Below are 20,789 nucleotides of genomic sequence, written 5' to 3' on the forward strand. Positions count from 1 at the left end.
GCGGGGGGATCGGGCGCGGATCGGCGGCGGCGCGCGGCGCCGCGCCGGTGGAAACGTTTAAGCAACCTCTCCGAAAGGCCAGAATCCGCGTTGACCCGCGCCGCCGGCCGGTGATTTACTCCGCGTCGGCGGCGCGAAAAGCCGTCGGTGACCAAGGGGCGCGAAGGCCCCGCTCCCAGGGAGGATTGCATGAACCGTGTCTCGACGCGGCCTGTCCGCTTCGCCGCCAGCGGGCGAGGGTGAGGCCATGACCGACAAGATCGTCCGCGACGACGCGGCCCTTCAGGAGATCGGCGAGGTCGGCGCCTCCCGCCGCGACGCGCTCCGGCTGTTCGGCGCGGGCTCCGTCGCCGGCGCGCTCCTCGCCAGCGCGGGCTTCAGCCCGGCGCTCGCCCAGGAGCTGAACGCCGCGTCGAAGCCGCTCAAGGCCGCGTTCTCGAACGCCGGCCTCCAGGCGACCTGGTGCGCGCAGGGCAAGCAGGCCGCCGAGGCCTGGGGCAAGCTGATGAACGTCGAGATCACCTGGTTCGACGGCGAGCTCGCGGCCACCAAGCAGCGCGCCGCCATCGACAACATGGCCTCGCAGCCCTGGGACTTCGTGGCGATCCAGAGCTTCGGCATCGGCACGCTGACCGACCCGGTCAACCGCATGATCGAGGCCGGCATCCCGGTCGTCGCCATGGACACGCTGATCGCGCCGCCGGGCACCATCGACATCACCACCTTCATCGCGCCCGACAACGTGATGATGGGCGCCGTCGCCACCGAGGCGCTGATGAAGTCGATCGGCGGCAAGGGCAACGTGGTGATGACCCAGGGCGCGCTCGGCCATTCGGGCGCGCAGGGCCGCGCCAAGGGCTTCCAGCAGGTCGTCGCCAACTACCCGGACGTGAAGGTCCTCAACGAGGAGCCGGCCGACTGGGACGTGACCAAGGTCGCGCGCATCTGGGACTCGGTCCTGACCCAGAACCCGGAGATCGCCGGCGCCTTCTTCCACAACGACGACATGGCGCTCGCCGCCTTCAACGTCATCAAGTCGAAGCAGCGGGAGGGCATCAAGCTCGCCGGCGTCGACGCGATGCCGCCGGCGGTGAACGCGGTCATCGACGGGGTGATGGTCACCACGGTGCGCAACCCCTCCTGCCGCATCCATGGCTGGTCGGTGGCGGCGGGCGTGGCGGCGGTCGCGGCGGGCGGCAAGGCGCAGGCGGGCATCCCCGTCTCGATCCTCGCCGACGGCCCGGTGGTCACCGCCGAGACCGCCGAGGGCCAGCTCTGGCTCCAGAAGCAGTTCCTGATGTAGTCGTCAGGTGCCCGACCAGGCCGCATACGGGGGCGGCGCGCAGCCGCCCCTTCTTGAGTTGTCCGCAGTGTCGAAGTCCTTCGGCGGCGTCGCCGCGCTGCGCGACGTCGATTTCGAGCTCCTGGCCGGCGAGATCCACGGCCTCGTCGGCGAGAACGGCGCCGGCAAGTCGACGACGATGAAGATCATCGCCGGGGTGCATACCGACTACGAGGGCGTGATGCGCATCGACGGCCGCGAGGTCCGCCTGCGCTCGCCGCGCGACGCGCTCGCCGAGGGCGTCGGCATGGTCCACCAGGAGCTCTCGACCGTCGCCGACCTCTCGGTGGCGGAGAACGTCTTCCTCGGCGCCCACCCGCTCACGGCGATGGGCACGGTCGACTGGGCCCGCATGAACGCCGAGGCCCGGCGCCAGATCGCCAGCCTCGGCCTCGACATCGACCCGCGCACCCGCATGGGGGCGCTGCCCGTCGGCCTCCAGCAGCTCGTCGAGCTCAGCCGCGTGCTGTTCTCCGGGGCGCGCATCCTCATCCTCGACGAGCCCACCTCGGCGCTGTCGCCGCCGGAGGTCGCCCGGCTCTTCGAGGTGCTCCGCCGCCTCAAGGCCGAGGGCAAGGCGGTGGTGTTCATCTCGCATTTCCTCGACGACGTGCTGGCGATCTCCGACCGGGTGACCGTCTTCCGCAACGGCCGCAAGGTGGTGACGGAGGACGTGGCCAATCTCGACAAGGCGGCGGTCATCGGCCACATGATCGGCCGCCACATGGCCGAGATGCACATGGGCGAGGCCGCCGACCTCGCCGGGGACGACAGCCGCCCGGTGGCGCTCGAGGTCCGCGACGCCAGCCTCGGCCGGGCGCTGGACCATTTCTCCATCAGCCTGCGCAAGGGCGAGATCACCGGCGTCTACGGTTTCATGGGCTGCGGCCAGATCGAGCTCGCCCGGGCGCTCTTCGGCAAGCTGAAGCTCTCCGGCGGCGAGGTGGCGCTCGACGGCGCCCCGGTGCGGCTGCGCACCACCTCGGCCGCCCGCGGCGCCGGCATCGCCTTCTTGCCCGAGAACCGGCGGATGATGCTGTTCCGCACCGAGCCGGTCTACAAGAACGTCTCGATCGCCATCCTCGACCGCATCTCCCGCGTCCTGCTCCGCCCCGGCCGCGAGCGCGAGATCGCCGCCGGGCACGTCCGCGACCTGCAGATCCGCCCGCCGAAGCCCGGCATCCCGCTCGGCTCGCTCTCCGGCGGCAACCAGCAGAAGGTCGCGCTGGCGAAGTGGCTGACCTTCCTGCCCAAGGTGCTGATCCTCGTCGAGCCCACCCGCGGCATGGACGTCGGCGCCAAGGAGGACGTGATCCGCATCCTGAAGTCGCTGCGCGACCGCGGGGTGGCGATCCTCGTCCTCTCGACCGAGCCCGAGACCATCCTGACGCTGGCCGACCGCGTCACGGTGATGCGGCGCGGCGCGGCGAGCGCCGAGTTCGCCTCCGGCCGCATCACCAAGTCCGACCTCCTCGCAGCCGCCTGACGGGACGCGCCCCATGACATCGACCGACGACATCGCGAGGCAGGGCGGCGGCGTGCGGCGCTTCCTCGCCGACCAGCTCCGCAACATCGCCCCCGTGTTCACCCTGATCGTGCTGGTGGCGTTCTTCTCCTTCGCGAGCCCGTCCTTCTTCACCGTGGTCAACGCGATGAACATCGCGAGCCAGGTGTCGATCACCGGGATCATCGCCGTCGGGCTGACCTTCGTGATCCTGACCGCCGAGATCGACCTCTCCGTCGCGGCGATCGCCAACGCGATCGGCATCACGGTCGCCTATTTCACGCTCCAGCCCGACTACGTGAACATCGCCAACCTGCCGCTGCCCGGCGTGATCGCGGTGGTGCTGACGCTGCTCTCCTGCTTCGCCTTCGGCTGCCTGACCGCCTTCGGCGTGACCCGGATCGGCATCCCGTCCTTCATCATGACGCTGGCGGTGATGCAGATCGCCAACGGCGTCTCGGCGCTGCTGGTGCGCGGCCAGATCGCCTACAACTTCCCCGACATCGTCCACTATCTCGGGGCGACGTCGATCTTCGGGGTGCGCTGGACGATCATCGTCTGCCTGATCTTCCTCGGCGTCGCGCATTTCGTGCTGACCTACACGCGCTTCGGCCGCTACGTCTACATGGTGGGCGGCAACCGCGAGGCGGCGGAATATTCCGGCGTCAACGTCCGCGCCATCATCGCCGCGGTGATGATCATCTCCGCCATGTGCGCCGGGGTCGCCGGGATGCTCGGCGTCGCCTATTTCGGCTCGGCGCAGCAGAACCAGTTCGACACGTTCCTGCTCGACGCGATCGCGGCGGTGGTGGTCGGCGGCACCTCGCTCTTCGGCGGGCGGGGGGGCATCGGCAACACCATCGTCGGCCTGCTCGTGCTCGGCGTGCTGAACAACGGGCTCGACCACGTGCAGATCGACAGCTTCCTCAAGATCCTGATCCGCGGGCTGATCCTGCTGACGGCCCTCGTCGTCAACGTCTACGCCCAGGTGCTGCGCGAGACCGGACCGCAGACCGACTGAGGCCGCGAATCACGCCGCCGTGAGGCCGCCGCGGACGCGCGCCGCGGCAGTTCTCATCCGGATTATAGGTGCAGCGCAACACAACCGCCCCGAGTATCGGCGAGCATTATCGGCGGTGTTCTGCCTGATCTCCATGCAATGACCGCATGCCATCGGCGACAACCCGCCGAAACGCTTTACGCATCAAGGGTCGTTAACTAAGCTTCCCGGACCGAGGGAGGGGTTTCTTCGGCACAATCGGACTGCGCACGTGGTGATTTCACCGCGCAGTTTCTGCTGTCGTGGGGGAAAACAATGAGCGTATACGAGGGCTATTACAAGTATCAGGATTACTATGGGTCCTATCTCGACTGGCTGGACACGCTCGAGGCGCGTGATCCGTCGGGACACGGCAACAATCTCGCCCATGACGACTGGGGCGCCGCGCACAGCTACTTCCTGCGCGCGACGGAGAACAGCTACCCGGACGCCCAGGGGTTCACCAACTGGCACCTGCCGGTGCAGCGCACGAACGGACCGCCGTTCAACGGCCCGTTCAACGTCGGCGACATGCCGCAGCCGCGGGCGATCAGCGACGCTATCCACGCCCAGGACACCGATATCCCGAGCGCGGTCGGCCTCAACCAGTACTTCCAGTTCTTCGGCCAGTACCTGACCCACGACTTCGCCGAGGCGGCGCTCGTCGGTCCCGCCGTGCCGGCCGACCCGATCGATCCCGCGCCGCTCTTCGTCGACGGACTGCCGTTCCCGTTCGCCCGGACCCCGCAGAAATACATCGACGACGACAACGACCCGAACACCGCCGACGTCGCTGTGCACGTCGACCAGGACGGCGACGGCGTCATCGAGCGGAACCAGCCGAACGACGAGACCTCATATCTCGATCTGTCGCAGACCTATGGCAGCTCGCAGGGGATCGAGCACCTTCTGCGCGCCAACGCGCCCGGCGGCGGCAAGTCGGCCAAGCTCCTGATGGGGGCCTCCGACAACCTGCTGCCGACCTATCAGGAGGTCGCCGACCACCACGGCCTCGCCGTCAACGACGTGATCGCCGTTCTCGACGGCAACGCCTTCGGCGTCTCGCCGTCGAGCTTCGCCGCCGGCGACAACCGGGCGAACCAGCAGACCCATCTGCTCTCGCAGCAGCTGCTCTGGGCGCGCAACCACAACTGGCATGTCGACCAGCTCGAGGCGAAGTATCCGACCTGGACGCAGGAGCAGCTCTTCGAGGCGGCCCGCGCGCTCAACGAGGCGGAGTGGCAGCACATCGTCTACGCCGAGTACATGCCGAAGCTGATCGGCGCGCAGGCGCTCTCCGCCTATTCCGGCTACCACGCGGACGTCGACGCCACGGTGATCAACGAGTTCACCACCGTCGCCTTCCGCTTCGCCCATTCGGCCTCGCCGCAGATCATGCCGATCCTCGACGAGGACGGCTCGGTCGCGACCATCGTCACCACCGATGCGAGCAACCCGACGGTGACCGGGCCGCTGAACCTCGGCCTCGCCTTCCAGCTCGGCGCCAATGGCGTGCGCAACAACGACGCGGTCGACGCCATCGTCCGCGGGCAGCTCACCGGCCTCGAGCAGGAGATCGACCGGTTCGTCGTCGACGGCAACCGCAACGCGCTGTTCGGCCCCGCGGTCAACGGCGACCTGACGGTGTTCGACATCCAGCGCGCCCGCGACCACGGCGTCGGCCTCTACAACAAGCTGCGCGACGGGCTCGGGCTCGACACCTACGACGACTTCGACGACTTCGGCGCCGACAACAACGTCGACGCCGCGACGCTCCTGAAGCTCAAGCAGCTCTACAACACCGGCGCGGACGGCGACGGCGACGGCGTCAAGGACGTCGACGGCATAGACCGGCTCGACTCGCTGATCGGCGGCCTCCTGGAGAAGGACGCCCCCGGCTCGCAGCTCGGCGAGATGATGACGATCCTCAACGTCATGCAGTTCGAGAACTTCCGCGACGGCGACCGGCTGTTCTACCTCAACCGGTTCAAGGACCATCCCGACCTGATCAAGATGATCGAGTCGAGCTCGCTCTCCGACGTCGTGGCGCGCAACACCACGATCGACCACGTCTATCGCGACGCCTTCGTCTCCAGCACGCGGATCGGCGGGACCGACGGCAACAACTCCAACATCAACGGCACCAACGGGCTCGACCTGCTGATCGGCTTCAAGGGCAACGACAAGCTCTATGGCAAGAAGGGCGCGGACGACATCTACGGCGACGACGGCAACGACCAGGCCTGGGGCGGCGCCGGCAACGACATGATCTGGGGCGGCAAGGGCAAGGACAAGCTCTACGGCGAGGCCGACCACGACTACCTCGACGGCGGCGACGGCAATGACGAGCTGCGCGGCGCCGCCGGCGACGACTTCCTGTTCGGCGGCAAGGGCAAGGACAAGCTCTACGGCTCGAAGGGATACGACTACCTCGACGGCGGCGAGGGCAACGACCAGTTGCGCGGCGAGCAGGGCCGGGACGTCTTCGCCTTCGGCAAGAACGCCGGCGACGACACCGTCTACGACTTCACCAAGAGCGACAAGCTCGACCTCTCGGCGCTCGACTTCTTCACGGTGCAGGACGTGCGCGAGGCCAGCCACCGGTCGGGGTCGCACACCATCATCGACCTCGACGACTACGGCGCCTCGGTCCGACTGATGAACGTCGGCTGGAAGCTCGGCTCCGCCCAGCTGATCCTCGCCGACGACGGCGACTACTACATCTGAGCGCCAGCTCACGAACGGGAACGGCGGCCCCGACCGGGGCCGCCGCTTTCATTTGCGCCACCTGAGACGGGCGCGCCGCCGGGGCGCGCCCGTGGTTTCTCAGGCGAGCATCCCCATCGGATGCTCCACGTAGTCCTTGAGCTTGGCGAGGAACTCCGCGCCCAGCGCCCCGTCGATCACCCGGTGGTCGACCGAGAGCGTCACCGACATCACGGTGGCGATGACGATCTCGCCGCCCTTGACCACCGGCTTGGTCACGCCCGCGCCGACCGCGAGGATCGAGGCGTGCGGCGGGTTGATCACCGCGTCGAAGTTCTCGATCCCCATCATCCCGAGGTTCGAGATGGCGAAGCTGCCGCCCTGGTACTCGTGCGGCGCGAGCTTGCGGTTGCGCGCGCGGGCGGCGAGGTCCTTCATCTCCGCCGAGATCGCCGACAGCGTCTTCTTGTCGGCGTCGCGGATCACCGGGGTGAAGAGCCCGCCCTCGATCGCCACCGCGACGGCGACGTCCGACGGCTTCAGCTTCAGCACCCGGTCGCCGGCCCAGACCGCGTTGCAGTCCGGCACGGCCTGGAGCGCCAGCGCGCAGCCCTTGATGACGAAGTCGTTGACCGACAGCTTCACCCCGCGGCCTTCCAGCTCCTTGTTGAGCTGGCCGCGGAACTTCAGCAGCGCGTCGAGCTCGATCTCGCGGCGCAGGTAGAAATGCGGGATCGTCGACTTGGCCTCCGAGAGCCGCGCCGCGATCGTCTTGCGCATCCCGTCGAGCTTGACCTCCTCGAACTCGCGGTCGGCGTAGATCTTCTTCACCGCCTCCGCGTCCGGCCCGGCCGGGGCCGCAGCCTTGGCGGCCGCCGCCGGCGCCGCAGCGGCCGGAGCCGCCGCCGCCGCCGCCGCGGGCGCCGCCCCCGGCTTCGCGCTCTCGACGTCGACCTTGACGATGCGGCCATGCGGGCCGGAGCCCTTCACCGCCGCGAGGTCGAGCCCCTTCTCCCTGGCGATCCGCCGCGCCAGCGGCGAGGCGAACACCCGCTCGCCCGACGCGGCCGCCGGCGCAGCCGCCGCCGGAGCCGCCGCGCCGTTCGGCTTCGCGGCCGGCGCCTCGGCCGCGGCCGGAGCGGCCGCCGCCTTGGCGCCGCCGCCGCCCGCGGGCGCGGCCGAGATCGCCGAGGCGTCCTCGCCCTCCTCGAGCAGGACGGCGATCACGTCGTTGACCTTCACGCCCTCCGTGCCCTCGGGGACGACGATCTTGCCGAGGACGCCTTCCTCGACGGCCTCGAACTCCATCGTCGCCTTGTCGGTCTCGATCTCCGCCATCACGTCGCCGGAGGAGATCTTGTCGCCCTCCTTCTTCAGCCAGCGGGCGAGCGTGCCCTCCTCCATGGTCGGCGAGAGGGCGGGCATCAGGATGTTGATCGGCATCGCCGGCTCCTCAGCGGTAGGTGACGGCCTTCACGGCCGCGATCACTTCGGGAACCGTCACCAGCGCGAACTTCTCGAGGTTCGCTGCATAGGGCATCGGCACGTCCTTGCCGGCGACGTTGATCACCGGCGCGTCGAGGTAGTCGAACGCCGCCTGCATGATCGTCGCCGAGACGTAGTTGCCGACGGAGCCCTGCGGGAAGCCTTCCTCCACCGTGACGCAGCGGTTGGTCTTCTGCACCGAGCGGATCACCGCGGCGGTGTCCATCGGCCGCAGCGTGCGCAGGTCGATCACCTCGGCCTCGATCCCCTCCTTGGCGAGCTCGTCCGCCGCGGCGAGCGCATAGGACATGCCGATGCCGAAGGAGACGATGGTCACGTCCGAGCCCTTGCGGGCGATCCGCGCCTTGCCGATCGGGACGGTGAAGTCCTCGATGTCCGGCACCTCGAAGCTGCGCCCGTAGAGGATCTCGTTCTCGAGGAAGATCACCGGGTTGTTGTCCCGGATCGCGCTCTTCAGGAGCCCCTTCGCGTCGGCCGCCGTGTAGGGCATGCAGACCTTGAGGCCGGGGATGTTGGAGTAGAGCGCCGCCCAGTCGTGGCTGTGCTGCGCCGCCACCCGCGCCGCGGCGCCGTTCGGGCCGCGGAACACGATCGGCGAGCCCATCTGGCCGCCCGACATGTAGAGCGTCTTGGCCGCCGAGTTGATGATGTGGTCCATCGCCTGCAACGCGAAGTTGAAGGTCATGAACTCGACGATCGGCCGCAGCCCCGCGAAGGCCGCGCCGACCGCCATGCCGGTGAAGCCGTGCTCGGTGATCGGCGTGTCGATGATCCGCCGGGCGCCGAACTCGTCGAGCATGCCCTGGCTGATCTTGTAGGCGCCCTGGTACTCGCCGACCTCCTCGCCCATCAGGAAGACGTCGCCGTCGCGGCGCATCTCCTCGGCCATGGCGTCGCGCAGCGCCTCGCGCACCGTCTGGGTCTTCATCGCCGTGCCGGCGGGAACCTCGGGCTCCGGCTCCGGCTCGGGCGCGGCCTTCGGCTGGCTCGCCGGCGCCGCGGCGGGGGCCTGCTTCGGCTCCTCGACGGCCGCCGGCGCCTCGGCCTTCGCCGCCGGCGCCGCGATCGCGGAGGCGTCCTCGCCGTCCTCGACCAGCACCGCGATCGGGGTGTTGACCTTCACGCCCTCGGTGCCCTCGGGGATCAGGATCTTGCCGACGGTGCCCTCGTCGACGGCCTCGAACTCCATCGTGGCCTTGTCGGTCTCGATCTCGGCGAGGATCTGGCCCGAGGCGACCTTGTCGCCCTCCTTGACCAGCCATTTCGCGAGGGTGCCCTCTTCCATCGTCGGCGAGAGGGCCGGCATCAGAATCTGCGTCGCCATAATCCAGCCCCCCTCAGGCGTACACGTCGGTCCAGAGCTCGGATTCGGCCGGCTCGGGGCTGTCCTGCGCGAATTGCGCCGATTCGTTGACGATCGCCTTGATGCTCTTGTCGATCTCCTTGAGATCGTCCTCGGTCGCCAGCGACCCCGCCATCAGCATGTCGCGGACATGGTCGATCGGGTCGCGCTCCTCGCGCATCTTCTGCACCTCCTCGCGGGTCCGGTACTTGGCCGGGTCCGACATCGAGTGCCCGCGATAGCGGTAGGTGTTCATCTCGAGGATGTACGGCCCCTCGCCGGCGCGACAATGCGCGGTCGCCTTCTCGCCCGCCGCCTTGACCGCCAGCACGTCCATGCCGTCGACCGGCTCGCCCGGGATGCCGAAGGCCGCGCCGCGGGTGTAGAGCGCCGGCGTCGACGAGGCGCGCTTGAGCGAGGTGCCCATCGCGTACTGGTTGTTCTCGATCACGAAGATGCAGGGCAGCTTCCAGAGCGAGCACATGTTGAAGCACTCGTAGATCTGGCCCTGGTTCGAGGCGCCGTCGCCGAAATAGGCGAAGCTCACCGCGTCGTTGCCGCGGTACTTGTTGGCGAGCGCGAGGCCGGCGCCGATCGCCGCCTGGGCGCCGACGATGCCGTGGCCGCCGTAGAAGCGCTTCTCGGCCGAGAACATGTGCATCGAGCCGCCCTTGCCGCGGCTGTAGCCGCCCGAGCGCCCGGTCAGCTCGGCCATGACGCCTTTCGGGTCCATGCCGCAGGCGAGCATGTGGCCGTGGTCGCGGTACGAGGTGACGCGCTGGTCGCCTTCCTTCGCGCTGGCCTCCAGCCCGACCACGACGGCCTCCTGGCCGATGTAGAGGTGGCAGAAGCCGCCGATCAGGCCCATGCCGTAGAGCTGGCCGGCCTTCTCCTCGAAGCGTCGGATCAGCAGCATCTCCTGGTAGTACTTGAGCAGGTCTTCCTTCGAGGCATTGGGTATCTTCGCGGTCGCGCGGCGCGCAGTCGCCATCGGCTTTCCCCCGGGTCTCTTTATGGTTTAGCGTTAAACCACAGCGATTATAGCCCCCCGAAACCGGGATGGAAGCCCTGTAATCGCTTGCAGCGATTCAGCGAATGAGGATTTCGTCCGGTCGCCCGAGACCGAGGACGCGGCGGGCCTGCTCGTCGAGCAGCTCGAGGTCGAGGCTGCCGCTCGACAGCCGCTCGGTCTTGTTGGCGATGGCCGCGCGGGCGGCGCGCAGCTCGGCCAGCTCCGCGGTCAGCCGCTTCTCCTGCGCCTCGATCTGGAACAGCCGGAACAGGCCGTGCTCGCCCTGCAAGGCGGCGAAGGTCAGGTAGCCCATCAGCGCGATGGTGACGACCGCGAAGACCGAGCCGGCGACGGCGCCGCGCTTCGGCTCGCTTTCGGAATGGATTCCAGCCATTTGGCCCCGGACGTTCGATCGCCCGGGGACTATGGCCCAATTCCGTGCGCTTGTGAATCCCCTAAAGGGTTAACGAGATCGGGCCGCCCGGCCGCGCGCCCCGGACCCCGAGCAGCGCCGCGCCGAGGCCGCCGAGCAGCAGCAGCCCGCCGGCCGGCAGCGGCACCGGGGCGACGAGGAACCGGGGGTCGTCGAAGGTCAGCGCGACGCCGTCATGCGCGACGTAGGACAGCACCCCGTCCAGCGTCCCGGAGCCGTAGGCGACGCCCGAGAGCCACGTGTAGACGTAGCCGGTCAGCGAATAGGCGGTTCCAGACTGGACGACGGCCGTGTATTTCAGGCGCCTGGAAGTCGTGCCGGTCGGGGGAAGGTCCGGCGGGTTGAAGTCGGCGTCATAGGCGGTGTCGACGATGTGCTGCTCGTAGTGAGTTCCGCCGTTCGACGTGATCTCCATGATCGCCTCCTGATAGAGGCGGTTCTCGTAGTCCAGTCCGGGCGCGTCCTGCACGTCCCAGGCGCCGGAGAGGTCGAAGTAGAAGTCGACCGAGCCCGACTTGCTGGCGGTGAAGCTGGAAGCGGCGTACGCGGCGCCTTCGGCGTCACCGGCGCCGCCGTTCTTGAGGCCGAACGACGTGAGCTTGCCGGTTCTCGCGTCGGCTGACGCGGAAGCCTCGGCCGAGCCGCCGGGCGCGGAGAAGCTCGACGCCACCGAGACGCTCCGCCCGCCGACATTCGTGTCCCGAATGATGCCGTCCCTGGGATCGGAACCGGCGCCGTGGACGCCGGCGTTGCCGTAGGTGCTGAGGAACGCCGCGTAACACGGCATGGCGGGCCAGGCGAATGCGACGGAAAGCAGCGCAAGGTCGCGGAGCGAGACAATTCTCATGGACGGCCCCTCCTCACGAAATGGTGTTCGTAAAGCTTGGATTGCGGCCGGCGACGCGTCAACGCTTTTTGTCGACAATCCGCGCAAGGACGTCACCCCCGGGGCCGAGGGGGTGACGGGTCATTACCCGCGCACGTGAAATCAATGGCTTAGCGAGTTTTCACGCGTGAACACGCGCCTCAGTCGCGGCCCTTGTAGATGTCGACGAGCTTGCCGAGCATCGCCATCGCATCGGCGCGGCTGCGCTGGAAGGTGTTCCGCCCGATGATCGAGCCGTTGCCGCCGCCGTCGCGGATCGCCCGGGCGTCCTCGTAGACCGCGTCGGAGCCCTTGGCCGCGCCGCCGGAGAACACCACGATCCGCCGCCCGCCGAAGGCCGCGTCCATGCAATGCGCCACGCGCTTCGCCTGGGTCGAGACGTCGATCTTGCGCTCCTGATAGACCTTCTTCGCCTCGGGCAGCATCAGGTGGTCGGTCGACAGCTTGATCTTGATGACGTGCGCGCCGATCAGCGCCGCGATCTGCGCGGCATAGGCCGCGACGTCGATCGCCGTCTCGCCGTCCTTGGTCACCGCCTCGCCGCGCGGATAGGACCAGATCACCGTCGGAATGCCGACCGAGGCGGCCTCGGCGCGCATCTCGACGATCTCCTCGTACATGTCGAGCTGCGCGTCCGAGCCCGGATAGATGGTGAACCCGATCGCCGCGCAGCCGAGCCGCAGCGCGTCGTCGACCGAGGCGGTCACCGCCTGGTTCTTGCCGGCGGTGTCCGACATCAGCGAGTTGGCCGAGTTCGCCTTCAGGATCGTCGGGATCTGCCCGGCGAAGGTGTCGGCCCCCGCCTCCAGCATCCCGAGCGGCGCGGCATAGGCGTTCAGGCCCGCGTCGATCGCGATCTGGTAGTGGTAATGCGGGTCATAGGCCGGCGGGTTCGGCGCGAAGCTGCGCGCCGGCCCGTGCTCGAAGCCCTGGTCGACCGGCAGGATGATCATCTTGCCGGTGCCGCCGAGCCGCCCCTCCATCAGCATCCGGCAGAGGTTCCCCTTCACGCCGGGGTTCTCGCCCTCGTAGTTCGCCAGGATCTTCTGGACGGTGCGGCTGGCCTTCATGGAGCGGTCCTTTCTGACTCGGAAATCGGATTACTGGTCGAGCGCCGCGACGCCGGGCAGGGTCTTGCCCTCCAGCCATTCGAGGAAGGCGCCGCCGGCGGTCGAGACATAGGTGAAGTCCGCCGCCGCGCCGCTGGAGTTGAGCGCCGCCACCGTGTCGCCGCCGCCGGCGACCGACAGCAGCCGCCCCGCCCGGGTCAGCGCCGCGGCCTGCCGCGCCGCGGAATCGGTGGCGAGGTTGAAGGGCGGAATCTCGAAGGCCCCGAGCGGGCCGTTCCAGACGAGCGTCCGCGCCCCGGAGAGCACCGTGGCGATCCGCGCGATCGACTCGGGGCCGGCGTCGAGGATCATCGCGTCCGGCGGGCAGGCGCTGGCCGGCACGGTGTCGTTCTCGGCGCCGGCCTTGAACTCGCGCGCCACCACCACGTCGACCGGCAGCACGATCTCGCAGCCCGCCGCCGCCGCCTTCGCCATGATCTCGCGCGCCGTGTCGGCCATGTCGTGCTCGCAGAGCGACTTGCCGACGTCGATCCCCTGCGCGGCGAGGAAGGTGTTGGCCATGCCGCCGCCGATCACCACGGCGTCGACCTTGTCGATCAGGTTGCCGAGGAGCTCGAGCTTGGTCGAGACCTTGGCCCCGCCGACCACGGCCACCACCGGCCGGTCGGGCTTCGCCAGCGCCTTCTCCAGCGCCTCGAGCTCCGCCTGCATCAGCCGTCCGGCGCAGGAGGGCAGCAGCCGCGCGACGCCCTCGGTCGAGGCGTGCGCCCGATGCGCCGCCGAGAAGGCGTCGTTGACGTAGACGTCCCCGAGCCTCGCCAGCGCCGCCGCGAACTCGGGGTCGTTCTTCTCCTCGCCCTTGTGGAAGCGGGTGTTCTCCAGCAGGAGCACGCCCCCCGCCGGCAGCGCCGCCACCGCCGCGGCGGCCGCGTCGCCGACGCAGTCCTCCGCGAAGGCCACGTCGACGCCCAGCGCCCCGGAGAGCGCCGGCAGCACCTGCCGCAGGCTCATCTCCGGCACGACCTTGCCCTTCGGCCGGTCGAAATGCGCCAGCAGCACCGGCTTGCCGCCCTTGGCGAGGATGTCCTTCACGGTCGGGACGATGCGCTCGATCCGGGTCGCGTCGGTGACGCGGCCCGCCTCCATGGGCACGTTGATGTCGACCCGGGCCAGGATGACCTTGCCGTCGAGGTCGATGTCGTCGAGCGTCTTCCAGGCCATACGCGCCCCCTCAGAGCAGGCTTTCCGCCTTCGCCGCCACCGCCTCGGCGGTGATGCCGAAATGCGGGTAGAGCGCCTCGATCGGCCCGGAGGCGCCGAAGCCGGTCATGCCGACGAAGCCCGCCTTGCGCCCGTCGCCGCGCTCGTCGCAGAGCCAGCGGTCCCAGCCGAAGCGCAGCGCCGCCTCGACGCCGACGCGAACCGGCCCGCGCGGCAGCACCTTGCGCCGATAGGCCTCGTCCTGCTGCTCGAAGAGCTCCCAGCAGGGCATCGACACCACCCGCGTCCAGATCCCCTTGGTCTGCAGGATCCGGCGCGCCGCCATGGCGATCTCGACCTCCGAGCCGGTCGCCATCAGGATCACCCGCGGCCGCCCGTCGCCCTCGGCGAGGATGTAGCCGCCGCGGGCGCTCAGGTTCGCCCGCGAATGCTCGACGCGCAGCGTCGGCAGGTTCTGCCGGGTGAGCGCCAGCACCGACGGCGCGCCCGTCGAGGAGAGCGCCAGCTCCCAGGCCTCGGCGGTCTCGACCACGTCGGCGGGCCGGAACACGTTGAGGTTCGGGATCGCCCGCAGCGCCGCGAGATGCTCCACCGGCTGGTGCGTCGGCCCGTCCTCGCCGAGGCCGATCGAGTCGTGGGTCAGCACGTAGACGACCCGGATCCCCATCAGCGCCGACAGCCGGATCGCGCCGCGGGCGTAGTCGGAGAAGACGAGGAACGTGCCGCCATAGGGGATCGCGCCGCCGTGCAGGGCGATGCCGTTCATCGCCGCCGCCATGCCGTGCTCGCGGATGCCGTAGTGGATATAGCGCCCGGCGCGGTTCTCCGGGCTGAACGACCCGAGGCCCTTGGTCAGCGTGTTGTTCGAGCCGGTCAGGTCGGCCGAGCCGCCGAGCGTCTCCGGCGCGGCGGCGTTGACCACCTCGAGCGCCATCTCGGAGGCCTTGCGCGTCGCGACCTTCGGCGCCTTCTCGGACTGCTCCTTGCGGTAGGCGGCCAGCGCCTTGGCGAGGCCCTTGGCCGGCTCGCCGGCGGTCACCCGCCGGAACTCCGCCCGCTTGCCGGCGGGCAGCTTCTCGAGCCGCGCCTCCCACTCGGCGCGCGCAGCGGCGCCCCGGCTGCCGATCCTGCGCCAGGCGTCGGCCACGTCCTTCGGGATCTCGAACGGCCCGGCGCCCCAGCCGTAGATCTCGCGGGTGCGGGCGATCTCCTCGGCCCCGAGCGGCGAGCCGTGCGCGGCGTGGCTGTCCTGCTTGGTCGGCGCGCCGAAGCCGATATGGCTGGTGCAGCGCACGAAGGCCGGCCGCGCGCTCGCCGCCGCCTCGGTCAGCGCCCGGTCGACGTCCTCGGGGTCGTGGGCGTCGCAGGCATGCGTGGACCAGCCGGAGGCGGCGAAGCGCGCCATCTGGTCGGTCACGTCCGAGAGCGCGACCTTGCCGTCGATCGAGATGCCGTTGTCGTCCCACAGGACGATCAGCCGGTCGAGCTGCTGCTTGCCGGCGAGGCCGATCGCCTCCTGGCTGATCCCCTCCATCAGGCAGCCGTCGCCGGCGATCACCCAGGTGCGGTGGTCGACCACCTTGCGCCCGAACCGCGCCGCGAGGCTCTCCTCGGCGATCGCCATGCCGACGGCGGTGGCGATGCCCTGGCCGAGCGGGCCGGTCGTGGTCTCGATCCCCTCGGCATGGCCGTATTCCGGGTGTCCCGCCGTGCGCGAGCCGAGCTGGCGGAACCGCTTCAGCTCGTCGATGGTCATCTGGGCGTAGCCGGTCAGGTGCAGAAGCCCGTAGATCAGCATCGAGCCGTGGCCGGCCGACAGCACGAAGCGGTCGCGGTCCGGCCAGTGCGGGGCGCTGGCGTCGAACTTCAGGTGCTTGTCGAAGAGCACGGTCGCCACGTCGGCCATGCCCATCGGCATTCCGGGGTGGCCGGACTTCGCCGCCTCGACCGCGTCCATCGCCAGCACGCGCAGGGCGGCGGCGCGACGCCAGTGCTCGGGGTGACGTTCACGGAGAGCGGGGATGTTCACCAGGCGGACCTCCCATTGGCGCACGGTCTTCAGGCCGCGGCGAAAACTCGGCCGCACCATTAGCAGCCCATCCCCTTGGGTCAAGGCGGATTTCCCGCGGCGGGCGCCCTCCTTCCGGTGGAGGCGGGACGCGCCGCGAGCTTGCCCCGGCTGTGAGCCGCGCCCCGCAACGGACTGGCGGATCTGCGCATCCTCGCGCCGTCGCGGGCGGTTGGCGCCGCAGGGCCGCGCGGGGGCGCGCGGCCCGGATTGCATTGTCCGGGAGCGGCGCCTAAAACGGGCGGGACCAAGGGTCAGGGACGCAGGCGATGACAGAGACCACACCCCTCGACGCGCGGATCGCGGCGGCGGTCGGGCGGCTCAGGGCGGCGCTCGACGCGCGCGACGCGCGCGCGGCCCCGGACCCGGACGTGGCGGGGATCGAGGCGCGGGTGCGCGAGCTGGAGGCCGAGAACGCCGAGCTGCGCGACGAGCTCGAGCGGCTGAGGGTCAAGCGCGACCGCGACGTGGCGGCGCTCGACGAGCTGATCGCCCAGCTCAAGCCGCTGATCGAGGAGGTCTGAGATGCCCGAGCTGACGATCGAGATCGGCGGCCGCGCCTTCGAGGTCGCCTGCGAGCCGGGGCAGGAGCCCTCGCTCGCCCGCGCCGCCCAGCTCCTCGACGCCGAGGCGGTCAAGGTCAGCGACAGCACCACCGAGCGGCGGATGCTGCTCCTCGCCGGGCTCCTGCTCGCCGACACGATGACGGCCCTCGAGGACCGCTACGCCGCGCTGGAGGACCGCCTGCGCCAGGCCGAGGAGCGCGCCCGCATCGCCGAGGCGAAGTCGGCGATGCTGGCGGCGAACGCGCTGAAGCTCGAGACCCAGGCCACCCACGTGATCGACCCCGCCGAGCTCGACGAGCTCCGCGACGAGAAGGACGCCGCCGTCGCCCTGCTCGCCGAGCTGGTCGAGGAGGTCGAGGCGCTGGCCGAACGCGCCGAGGCCGCCGCCTGACCGTTGTGGCCTGACCCCCGCCGCAGCGGGGGGAAGCGCCGTCCTCGGGGACCCGCAAGGGGCCCCGCTCGGCCGGCGCTGTCGCGCGGCCTGCCTGCGGCGGCCGCCCTCTTCCCGGGACCGGCGCCATCCGTCGCGGCCCGCCCCGGCCGGCGGGGGGAAGCGCCGTCCTCGGGGACCCGCGAGGGGTCCCGCTCGGCCGGCGCTGTCGGGCGACCGCCCGGGGGCGGACGCCCTCCGGGACTGCGGCGCCGTCGGGGCCGGGGGCCGTCAGGCGCTCCGGGCGGCGAAATCGGCGAGAAGGCGGGGGAAGTCCGCGTCGGGCGGGAAGCCGGGGTAGCGGTGCGGGGCAGGGGTCTCCGCCCAGGGCAGGCGCTCCGCGGTCCAGGTCTCGACGAAGGGCGTGAACCAGGACGGGTCGTCGAGCATCGTCGGGCGGAGGTTGACGATGTCGACCCCGCCCGCCTCGAAGCGGGTGAACATCCAGCTCAGGCAGTCGGGGCAGAAGTGGTGGTGCGGATACCCCTTGAGGCCGCCGAGGACCGGCGCGCCTGCGGTGACGCGGAAGGCGGCGGCGGGGAAGGCGGCGCTGAGCGAGAAGGCGCTCGAGCTCATCCGCTGGCAGCCCGTGCAGTGGCAGGCCATGGTGACGAGGGGCGGCGCGGTCACCTCGAGGCGGACCGCGCCGCAGCGGCAGCCGCCGGCGGCGGGGAGCCGCGGCAGCGCCATCAGGCGTTGGCCGCGCGGATCTTCTCGGCGGCGTCGCGGTCGTAGGCGACGCCCTTGGCCTCGAAGAGCGCGTCGAGCTCGCCCGAGAGGGTCATCTCGGTGACGATGTCGCAGCCGCCGACGAACTCGCCCTTCACGTAGAGCTGGGGGATGGTCGGCCAGTCGGAGAACGACTTGATGCCGTTGCGGACGCCCTCGTCGGCCAGCACGTTCACGTCCTTGTAGGCGACGCCCATGTAGTTGAGGACGCCGGCGACGCGGCTGGAGAAGCCGCATTGCGGCATCTGGGCGGTGCCCTTCATGAACAGGACGACATCGTTGGCGTCGATGTCTGCCTTGATCGCCGCGTGGGCGGCGTCGGTGGTGTCGATCATGTCTCTCCCTACTCCGGAGCCCGGGTCGTCAGCGCCAGCGCGTGCAGCTCGCCCCGCGACCCTTCCATCTTGCCCTTGAGCGCGGCGTAGACCAGCTGGTGCTGGCGCACGCGGTTGAGGCCGCGGAACGCCTCGGCCGTCACGGTCGCCGCGTAGTGGTTGCCGTCGCCGGCGAGGTCGGTGATCTCCACCTCCGCCCCGGGAAAGGCCGCGCGGATCAGTCGCTCGATCTCGACGGCTTCCATGGCCATGGCGGGAGGTCCGGCTCGTTGCTCGCCCAAAAATCTAGTCGCCGCGCCGGGGAGCCGCAAGGGCGGCGGCGCCGTTCACGCGGGGAAATTGCCCAAGCCGTTGATTTTGCGTAAGGCGATGCGCGGTCACGCGCCCGTCCGCACGCTACCCCAGCAGCGCCGGCAGCGCGCCCTCGTGCAGCGCGCGCAGCTCGGCGAGCGGGATCGCCGCGGCGCCGAGCCGCAGCGTCGTCCCGAAGGCGCGCCCGACCGGCCTGAGCGGCACGCCGGCGGCGCCCGCCCGGGCGAGGAGCGCCGCCGTCGCCTCCGGCGCGCAGGCGAGGAGGTAGCGGCCCTGGTCCTCGCCGAAGAACCAGCCGGCCGGCTCGACGTCGGCGTCGGAGACGATCTCCATCCCCACGCCCGCCGCCAGCGCCATCTCGGCCGCGGCGAGCGCCAGGCCGCCGTCGCCGAGGTCGTGCGCCGCGGCGACGAGCCCGGCGGCGTTGGCCGCGCGCAGGAGCTCGCCCGCCGCCCGCTCGGCGGCGAGGTCGACCGGCGGGGCCTCGCCCTCGACCCGGCCGAGAACCTCGGCGAGGAGCGCCGACTGGCCGAGATGGCCCCGCGTCTCGCCGAGGAGGAGCAGCCGGTCGCCCTCGCGCGGGGCCATGCGCAGCACGAGGTCCGCCGAGGGCAGCAGCCCGACCGCGCCGATCGTCGGGGTCGGCAGGATCGCCCGTCCCTCGGTCTCGTTGTAGAGGCTGACATTGCCGGAGACGACCGGCATGTCGAGCGCCGCGCAGGCCTCGGCGATGCCGCGGATGCAGCCGACGAGCTGGCCCATGATCTCCGGCTTCTCGGGATTGCCGAAGTTGAGGTTGTCGGTCACCGCGAGCGGCAGCGCGCCGGTGGCGCAGAGGTTGCGCCAGGCCTCCGCCACCGCCTGCGCCCCGCCGCGCCGCGGGTCGGCCTGGCAGTAGCGCGGCGTCACGTCGCTGGTGAAGGCGACGGCCTTGTCCGTGCCGTGGATCCGCACCACGCCCGCGTCGGAGCCGGGCGTGACCACCGTGTCGGCCAGCACCATGTGGTCGTACTGCGACCAGACCCAGGCGCGGCTGCAATAGTTCGGGCTCGCGACCAGCGCCTTCAGCGCCGCGGCGACGTCGATCTCCGGGATCGGGCCGAGCGGCGGCGGGGGCGGGGTCTCGACCCAGGGGCGGTCGTATTCCGGGGCCTCGCCGGACAGCGCCTTGAGCGGCAGGTCGGCCTTCACCTCGCCGTGGTGCAGGATCACGAAGCGGTCCTCGGCTATCGTCTCGCCGACCACGGCGAAGTCGAGGTCCCACTTGTCGAAGATCGCCCGGGCCTCGGCCTCCTTCTCCGGGCGGAGCGTCATCAGCATGCGCTCCTGGCTCTCGGAGAGCATCATCTCGTAGGCGGTCATCGCCTCCTCGCGCACCGGCACGCGGTCGAGGTCGAGGCGGATCCCGAGGCCGCCCTTGTCGCCCATCTCCACCGCCGAGCAGGTGAGGCCGGCGGCGCCCATGTCCTGGATCGAGATCACCGCCCCGGAGGCCATCAGCTCGAGGCAGGCCTCGAGCAGGCGCTTCTCGGTGAAGGGGTCGCCCACCTGGACGGTGGGGCGCTTCTCCTCGATCGTCGCGTCGAACTCGGCCGAGGCCATCGTCGCGCCGCCGACGCCGTCGCGGCCGGTCTTGGCGCCGAGATAGACCACCGGCACGCCGATTCCGGAGGCGGCGGAGTAGAAGATGCCGTCCGCCTCGGCGAGGCCGGCGGCGAAGGCGTTGACGAGGCAGTTGCCGTCATAGGCGGGGTGGAAGCGCAGCTCGCCCCCGACGTTCGGCACCCCGAAGGCGTTGCCGTAGCCGCCGATCCCCTCGACCACGCCGTGGACGAGGCTGCGGGTCTTCGGGTGGTCCGGCGCGCCGAAGCTGAGCGCGTTCATCGCCGCGATCGGGCGGGCGCCCATGGTGAAGACGTCGCGCAGGATGCCGCCGACGCCGGTCGCCGCCCCCTGGTAGGGCTCGATGTAGGAGGGATGGTTGTGGCTCTCCATCTTGAAGACGAGCGCCAGCCGCTTGCCGTCCGGCCCCTCGCCGATGTCGACGACGCCGGCGTTCTCGCCGGGGCCCTGGATCACCTGCGGCCCGGTGGTGGGGAGTGTGCGCAGCCACTTCTTCGACGACTTGTAGGAGCAGTGCTCGTTCCACATCGCCGAGAAGATCCCGAGCTCGGTCAGGGTGGGCGCCCGCCCGATCAGCCGGAGGATGCGCGCGTATTCGTCGGGCTTCAGGCCATGGGCGGCGACGAGCGCGTCGGTGATCTCCGGCTCGCGGGCCTGTGCTGGGG

At 70.5% G+C, this 20,789-nt stretch carries 18 protein-coding genes; 6 read left to right on the plus strand and 12 right to left on the minus strand.

Going from position 1 to position 20,789, the window contains the following annotated elements; all coding sequences use genetic code 11:
* Positions 1-247: 247 nt before the first annotated feature.
* From KBB57_RS10055 to KBB57_RS10070, 4 genes are all read left to right on the plus strand, one after another.
* Complete coding sequence (locus KBB57_RS10055) at positions 248-1,303, plus strand: sugar ABC transporter substrate-binding protein (protein WP_290749388.1); 1,056 nt, start codon at positions 248-250, stop codon at positions 1,301-1,303.
* A 67-nt stretch (positions 1,304-1,370) separates the two neighbouring features.
* The gene (locus KBB57_RS10060) at positions 1,371-2,828 is read left to right on the plus strand and encodes a sugar ABC transporter ATP-binding protein (RefSeq protein ID WP_290749391.1); all 1,458 of its coding nucleotides are present in this window, start codon (positions 1,371-1,373) and stop codon (positions 2,826-2,828) included.
* Positions 2,829-2,841: 13 nt separating this feature from the next.
* Positions 2,842-3,867: an ABC transporter permease gene (locus KBB57_RS10065; protein ID WP_290749392.1), complete on the plus strand. Its 1,026-nt coding sequence runs from the start codon at positions 2,842-2,844 to the stop codon at positions 3,865-3,867.
* A gap of 294 nt (positions 3,868-4,161) precedes the next feature.
* On the plus strand, positions 4,162-6,612 hold the full coding sequence (locus KBB57_RS10070; RefSeq protein WP_290749394.1) for a peroxidase family protein: 2,451 nt from the start codon (positions 4,162-4,164) through the stop codon (positions 6,610-6,612).
* Between the two features lie 99 nt (positions 6,613-6,711).
* On the opposite strand, the gene KBB57_RS10075 is transcribed toward KBB57_RS10070, so the two are convergent.
* The 8 genes from KBB57_RS10075 to tkt form a co-directional block, all read right to left on the minus strand.
* Positions 6,712-8,034, minus strand: a complete 1,323-nt coding sequence (locus tag KBB57_RS10075) for a pyruvate dehydrogenase complex dihydrolipoamide acetyltransferase (protein ID WP_290749397.1) — start codon at positions 8,032-8,034, stop codon at positions 6,712-6,714.
* 10 nt (positions 8,035-8,044) lie between these two features.
* Positions 8,045-9,421 (minus strand): pyruvate dehydrogenase complex E1 component subunit beta, encoded by a 1,377-nt coding sequence (locus tag KBB57_RS10080; RefSeq protein ID WP_290749400.1) that lies wholly within the window; start codon positions 9,419-9,421, stop codon positions 8,045-8,047.
* Positions 9,422-9,434: 13 nt separating this feature from the next.
* On the minus strand, positions 9,435-10,430 hold the full coding sequence (pdhA, locus tag KBB57_RS10085; RefSeq protein WP_290749402.1) for a pyruvate dehydrogenase (acetyl-transferring) E1 component subunit alpha: 996 nt from the start codon (positions 10,428-10,430) through the stop codon (positions 9,435-9,437).
* A gap of 97 nt (positions 10,431-10,527) precedes the next feature.
* Positions 10,528-10,845, minus strand: coding sequence for a septum formation initiator family protein (locus KBB57_RS10090; protein WP_290749404.1), 318 nt, complete (start codon positions 10,843-10,845; stop codon positions 10,528-10,530).
* A gap of 61 nt (positions 10,846-10,906) precedes the next feature.
* Positions 10,907-11,731, minus strand: a complete 825-nt coding sequence (locus tag KBB57_RS10095; protein WP_290749405.1) for a hypothetical protein — start codon at positions 11,729-11,731, stop codon at positions 10,907-10,909.
* Between the two features lie 179 nt (positions 11,732-11,910).
* The gene (locus KBB57_RS10100) at positions 11,911-12,840 is read right to left on the minus strand and encodes a class I fructose-bisphosphate aldolase (protein ID WP_290749407.1); all 930 of its coding nucleotides are present in this window, start codon (positions 12,838-12,840) and stop codon (positions 11,911-11,913) included.
* A 30-nt stretch (positions 12,841-12,870) separates the two neighbouring features.
* Positions 12,871-14,061, minus strand: coding sequence for a phosphoglycerate kinase (pgk, locus tag KBB57_RS10105; protein ID WP_290749409.1), 1,191 nt, complete (start codon positions 14,059-14,061; stop codon positions 12,871-12,873).
* Between the two features lie 10 nt (positions 14,062-14,071).
* Entirely contained in the window at positions 14,072-16,090 is a 2,019-nt protein-coding gene (gene tkt / locus KBB57_RS10110) for a transketolase (RefSeq protein WP_290749410.1), read from the minus strand.
* Positions 16,091-16,398: 308 nt separating this feature from the next.
* On the opposite strand from tkt, the gene KBB57_RS10115 reads away from it, so the two are divergent.
* Both KBB57_RS10115 and zapA read left to right on the plus strand, forming a co-directional pair.
* Positions 16,399-16,653: a hypothetical protein gene (locus KBB57_RS10115; RefSeq protein ID WP_290749412.1), complete on the plus strand. Its 255-nt coding sequence runs from the start codon at positions 16,399-16,401 to the stop codon at positions 16,651-16,653.
* Position 16,654: 1 nt separating this feature from the next.
* Positions 16,655-17,086, plus strand: a complete 432-nt coding sequence (gene zapA, locus KBB57_RS10120) for a cell division protein ZapA (protein WP_290749413.1) — start codon at positions 16,655-16,657, stop codon at positions 17,084-17,086.
* A 270-nt stretch (positions 17,087-17,356) separates the two neighbouring features.
* Here zapA and KBB57_RS10125 read toward each other — a convergent pair whose 3' ends face one another.
* From KBB57_RS10125 to purL, 4 genes are all read right to left on the minus strand, one after another.
* The gene (locus KBB57_RS10125; protein WP_290749414.1) at positions 17,357-17,815 is read right to left on the minus strand and encodes a GFA family protein; all 459 of its coding nucleotides are present in this window, start codon (positions 17,813-17,815) and stop codon (positions 17,357-17,359) included.
* On the minus strand, positions 17,815-18,189 hold the full coding sequence (gene grxD / locus KBB57_RS10130) for a Grx4 family monothiol glutaredoxin (RefSeq protein ID WP_290749416.1): 375 nt from the start codon (positions 18,187-18,189) through the stop codon (positions 17,815-17,817). The genes KBB57_RS10125 and grxD overlap by 1 nt, the downstream gene beginning before the upstream one ends.
* Before the next feature lie 8 nt (positions 18,190-18,197).
* The gene (locus KBB57_RS10135) at positions 18,198-18,440 is read right to left on the minus strand and encodes a BolA family protein (RefSeq protein WP_290749419.1); all 243 of its coding nucleotides are present in this window, start codon (positions 18,438-18,440) and stop codon (positions 18,198-18,200) included.
* Between the two features lie 145 nt (positions 18,441-18,585).
* Positions 18,586-20,763: a phosphoribosylformylglycinamidine synthase subunit PurL gene (purL, locus tag KBB57_RS10140; protein WP_290749425.1), complete on the minus strand. Its 2,178-nt coding sequence runs from the start codon at positions 20,761-20,763 to the stop codon at positions 18,586-18,588.
* Between the last annotated feature and the right edge of the window lie 26 nt (positions 20,764-20,789).

The organism is Amaricoccus sp. (assembly GCF_017993425.1).
In the GTDB taxonomy this organism is placed as follows: domain Bacteria; phylum Pseudomonadota; class Alphaproteobacteria; order Rhodobacterales; family Rhodobacteraceae; genus Amaricoccus.

What these genes read in the sequence shown, in the direction of transcription:
- KBB57_RS10055 (WP_290749388.1), top strand. Translation starts at nt 248, where the DNA reads ATGACCGACAAGATCGTCCGCGACGACGCGGCCCTTCAGGAGATCGGC.
- KBB57_RS10065 (WP_290749392.1), top strand. Translation starts at nt 2,842, where the DNA reads ATGACATCGACCGACGACATCGCGAGGCAGGGCGGCGGCGTGCGGCGC.
- KBB57_RS10070 (WP_290749394.1), top strand. Translation starts at nt 4,162, where the DNA reads ATGAGCGTATACGAGGGCTATTACAAGTATCAGGATTACTATGGGTCC.
- KBB57_RS10075 (WP_290749397.1), bottom strand. Translation starts at nt 8,034, where the DNA reads ATGCCGATCAACATCCTGATGCCCGCCCTCTCGCCGACCATGGAGGAG.
- KBB57_RS10080 (WP_290749400.1), bottom strand. Translation starts at nt 9,421, where the DNA reads ATGGCGACGCAGATTCTGATGCCGGCCCTCTCGCCGACGATGGAAGAG.
- pdhA (WP_290749402.1), bottom strand. Translation starts at nt 10,430, where the DNA reads ATGGCGACTGCGCGCCGCGCGACCGCGAAGATACCCAATGCCTCGAAG.
- KBB57_RS10090 (WP_290749404.1), bottom strand. Translation starts at nt 10,845, where the DNA reads ATGGCTGGAATCCATTCCGAAAGCGAGCCGAAGCGCGGCGCCGTCGCC.
- KBB57_RS10095 (WP_290749405.1), bottom strand. Translation starts at nt 11,731, where the DNA reads ATGAGAATTGTCTCGCTCCGCGACCTTGCGCTGCTTTCCGTCGCATTC.
- KBB57_RS10100 (WP_290749407.1), bottom strand. Translation starts at nt 12,840, where the DNA reads ATGAAGGCCAGCCGCACCGTCCAGAAGATCCTGGCGAACTACGAGGGC.
- pgk (WP_290749409.1), bottom strand. Translation starts at nt 14,061, where the DNA reads ATGGCCTGGAAGACGCTCGACGACATCGACCTCGACGGCAAGGTCATC.
- KBB57_RS10115 (WP_290749412.1), top strand. Translation starts at nt 16,399, where the DNA reads ATGACAGAGACCACACCCCTCGACGCGCGGATCGCGGCGGCGGTCGGG.
- zapA (WP_290749413.1), top strand. Translation starts at nt 16,655, where the DNA reads ATGCCCGAGCTGACGATCGAGATCGGCGGCCGCGCCTTCGAGGTCGCC.
- KBB57_RS10125 (WP_290749414.1), bottom strand. Translation starts at nt 17,815, where the DNA reads ATGGCGCTGCCGCGGCTCCCCGCCGCCGGCGGCTGCCGCTGCGGCGCG.
- grxD (WP_290749416.1), bottom strand. Translation starts at nt 18,189, where the DNA reads ATGATCGACACCACCGACGCCGCCCACGCGGCGATCAAGGCAGACATC.
- KBB57_RS10135 (WP_290749419.1), bottom strand. Translation starts at nt 18,440, where the DNA reads ATGGCCATGGAAGCCGTCGAGATCGAGCGACTGATCCGCGCGGCCTTT.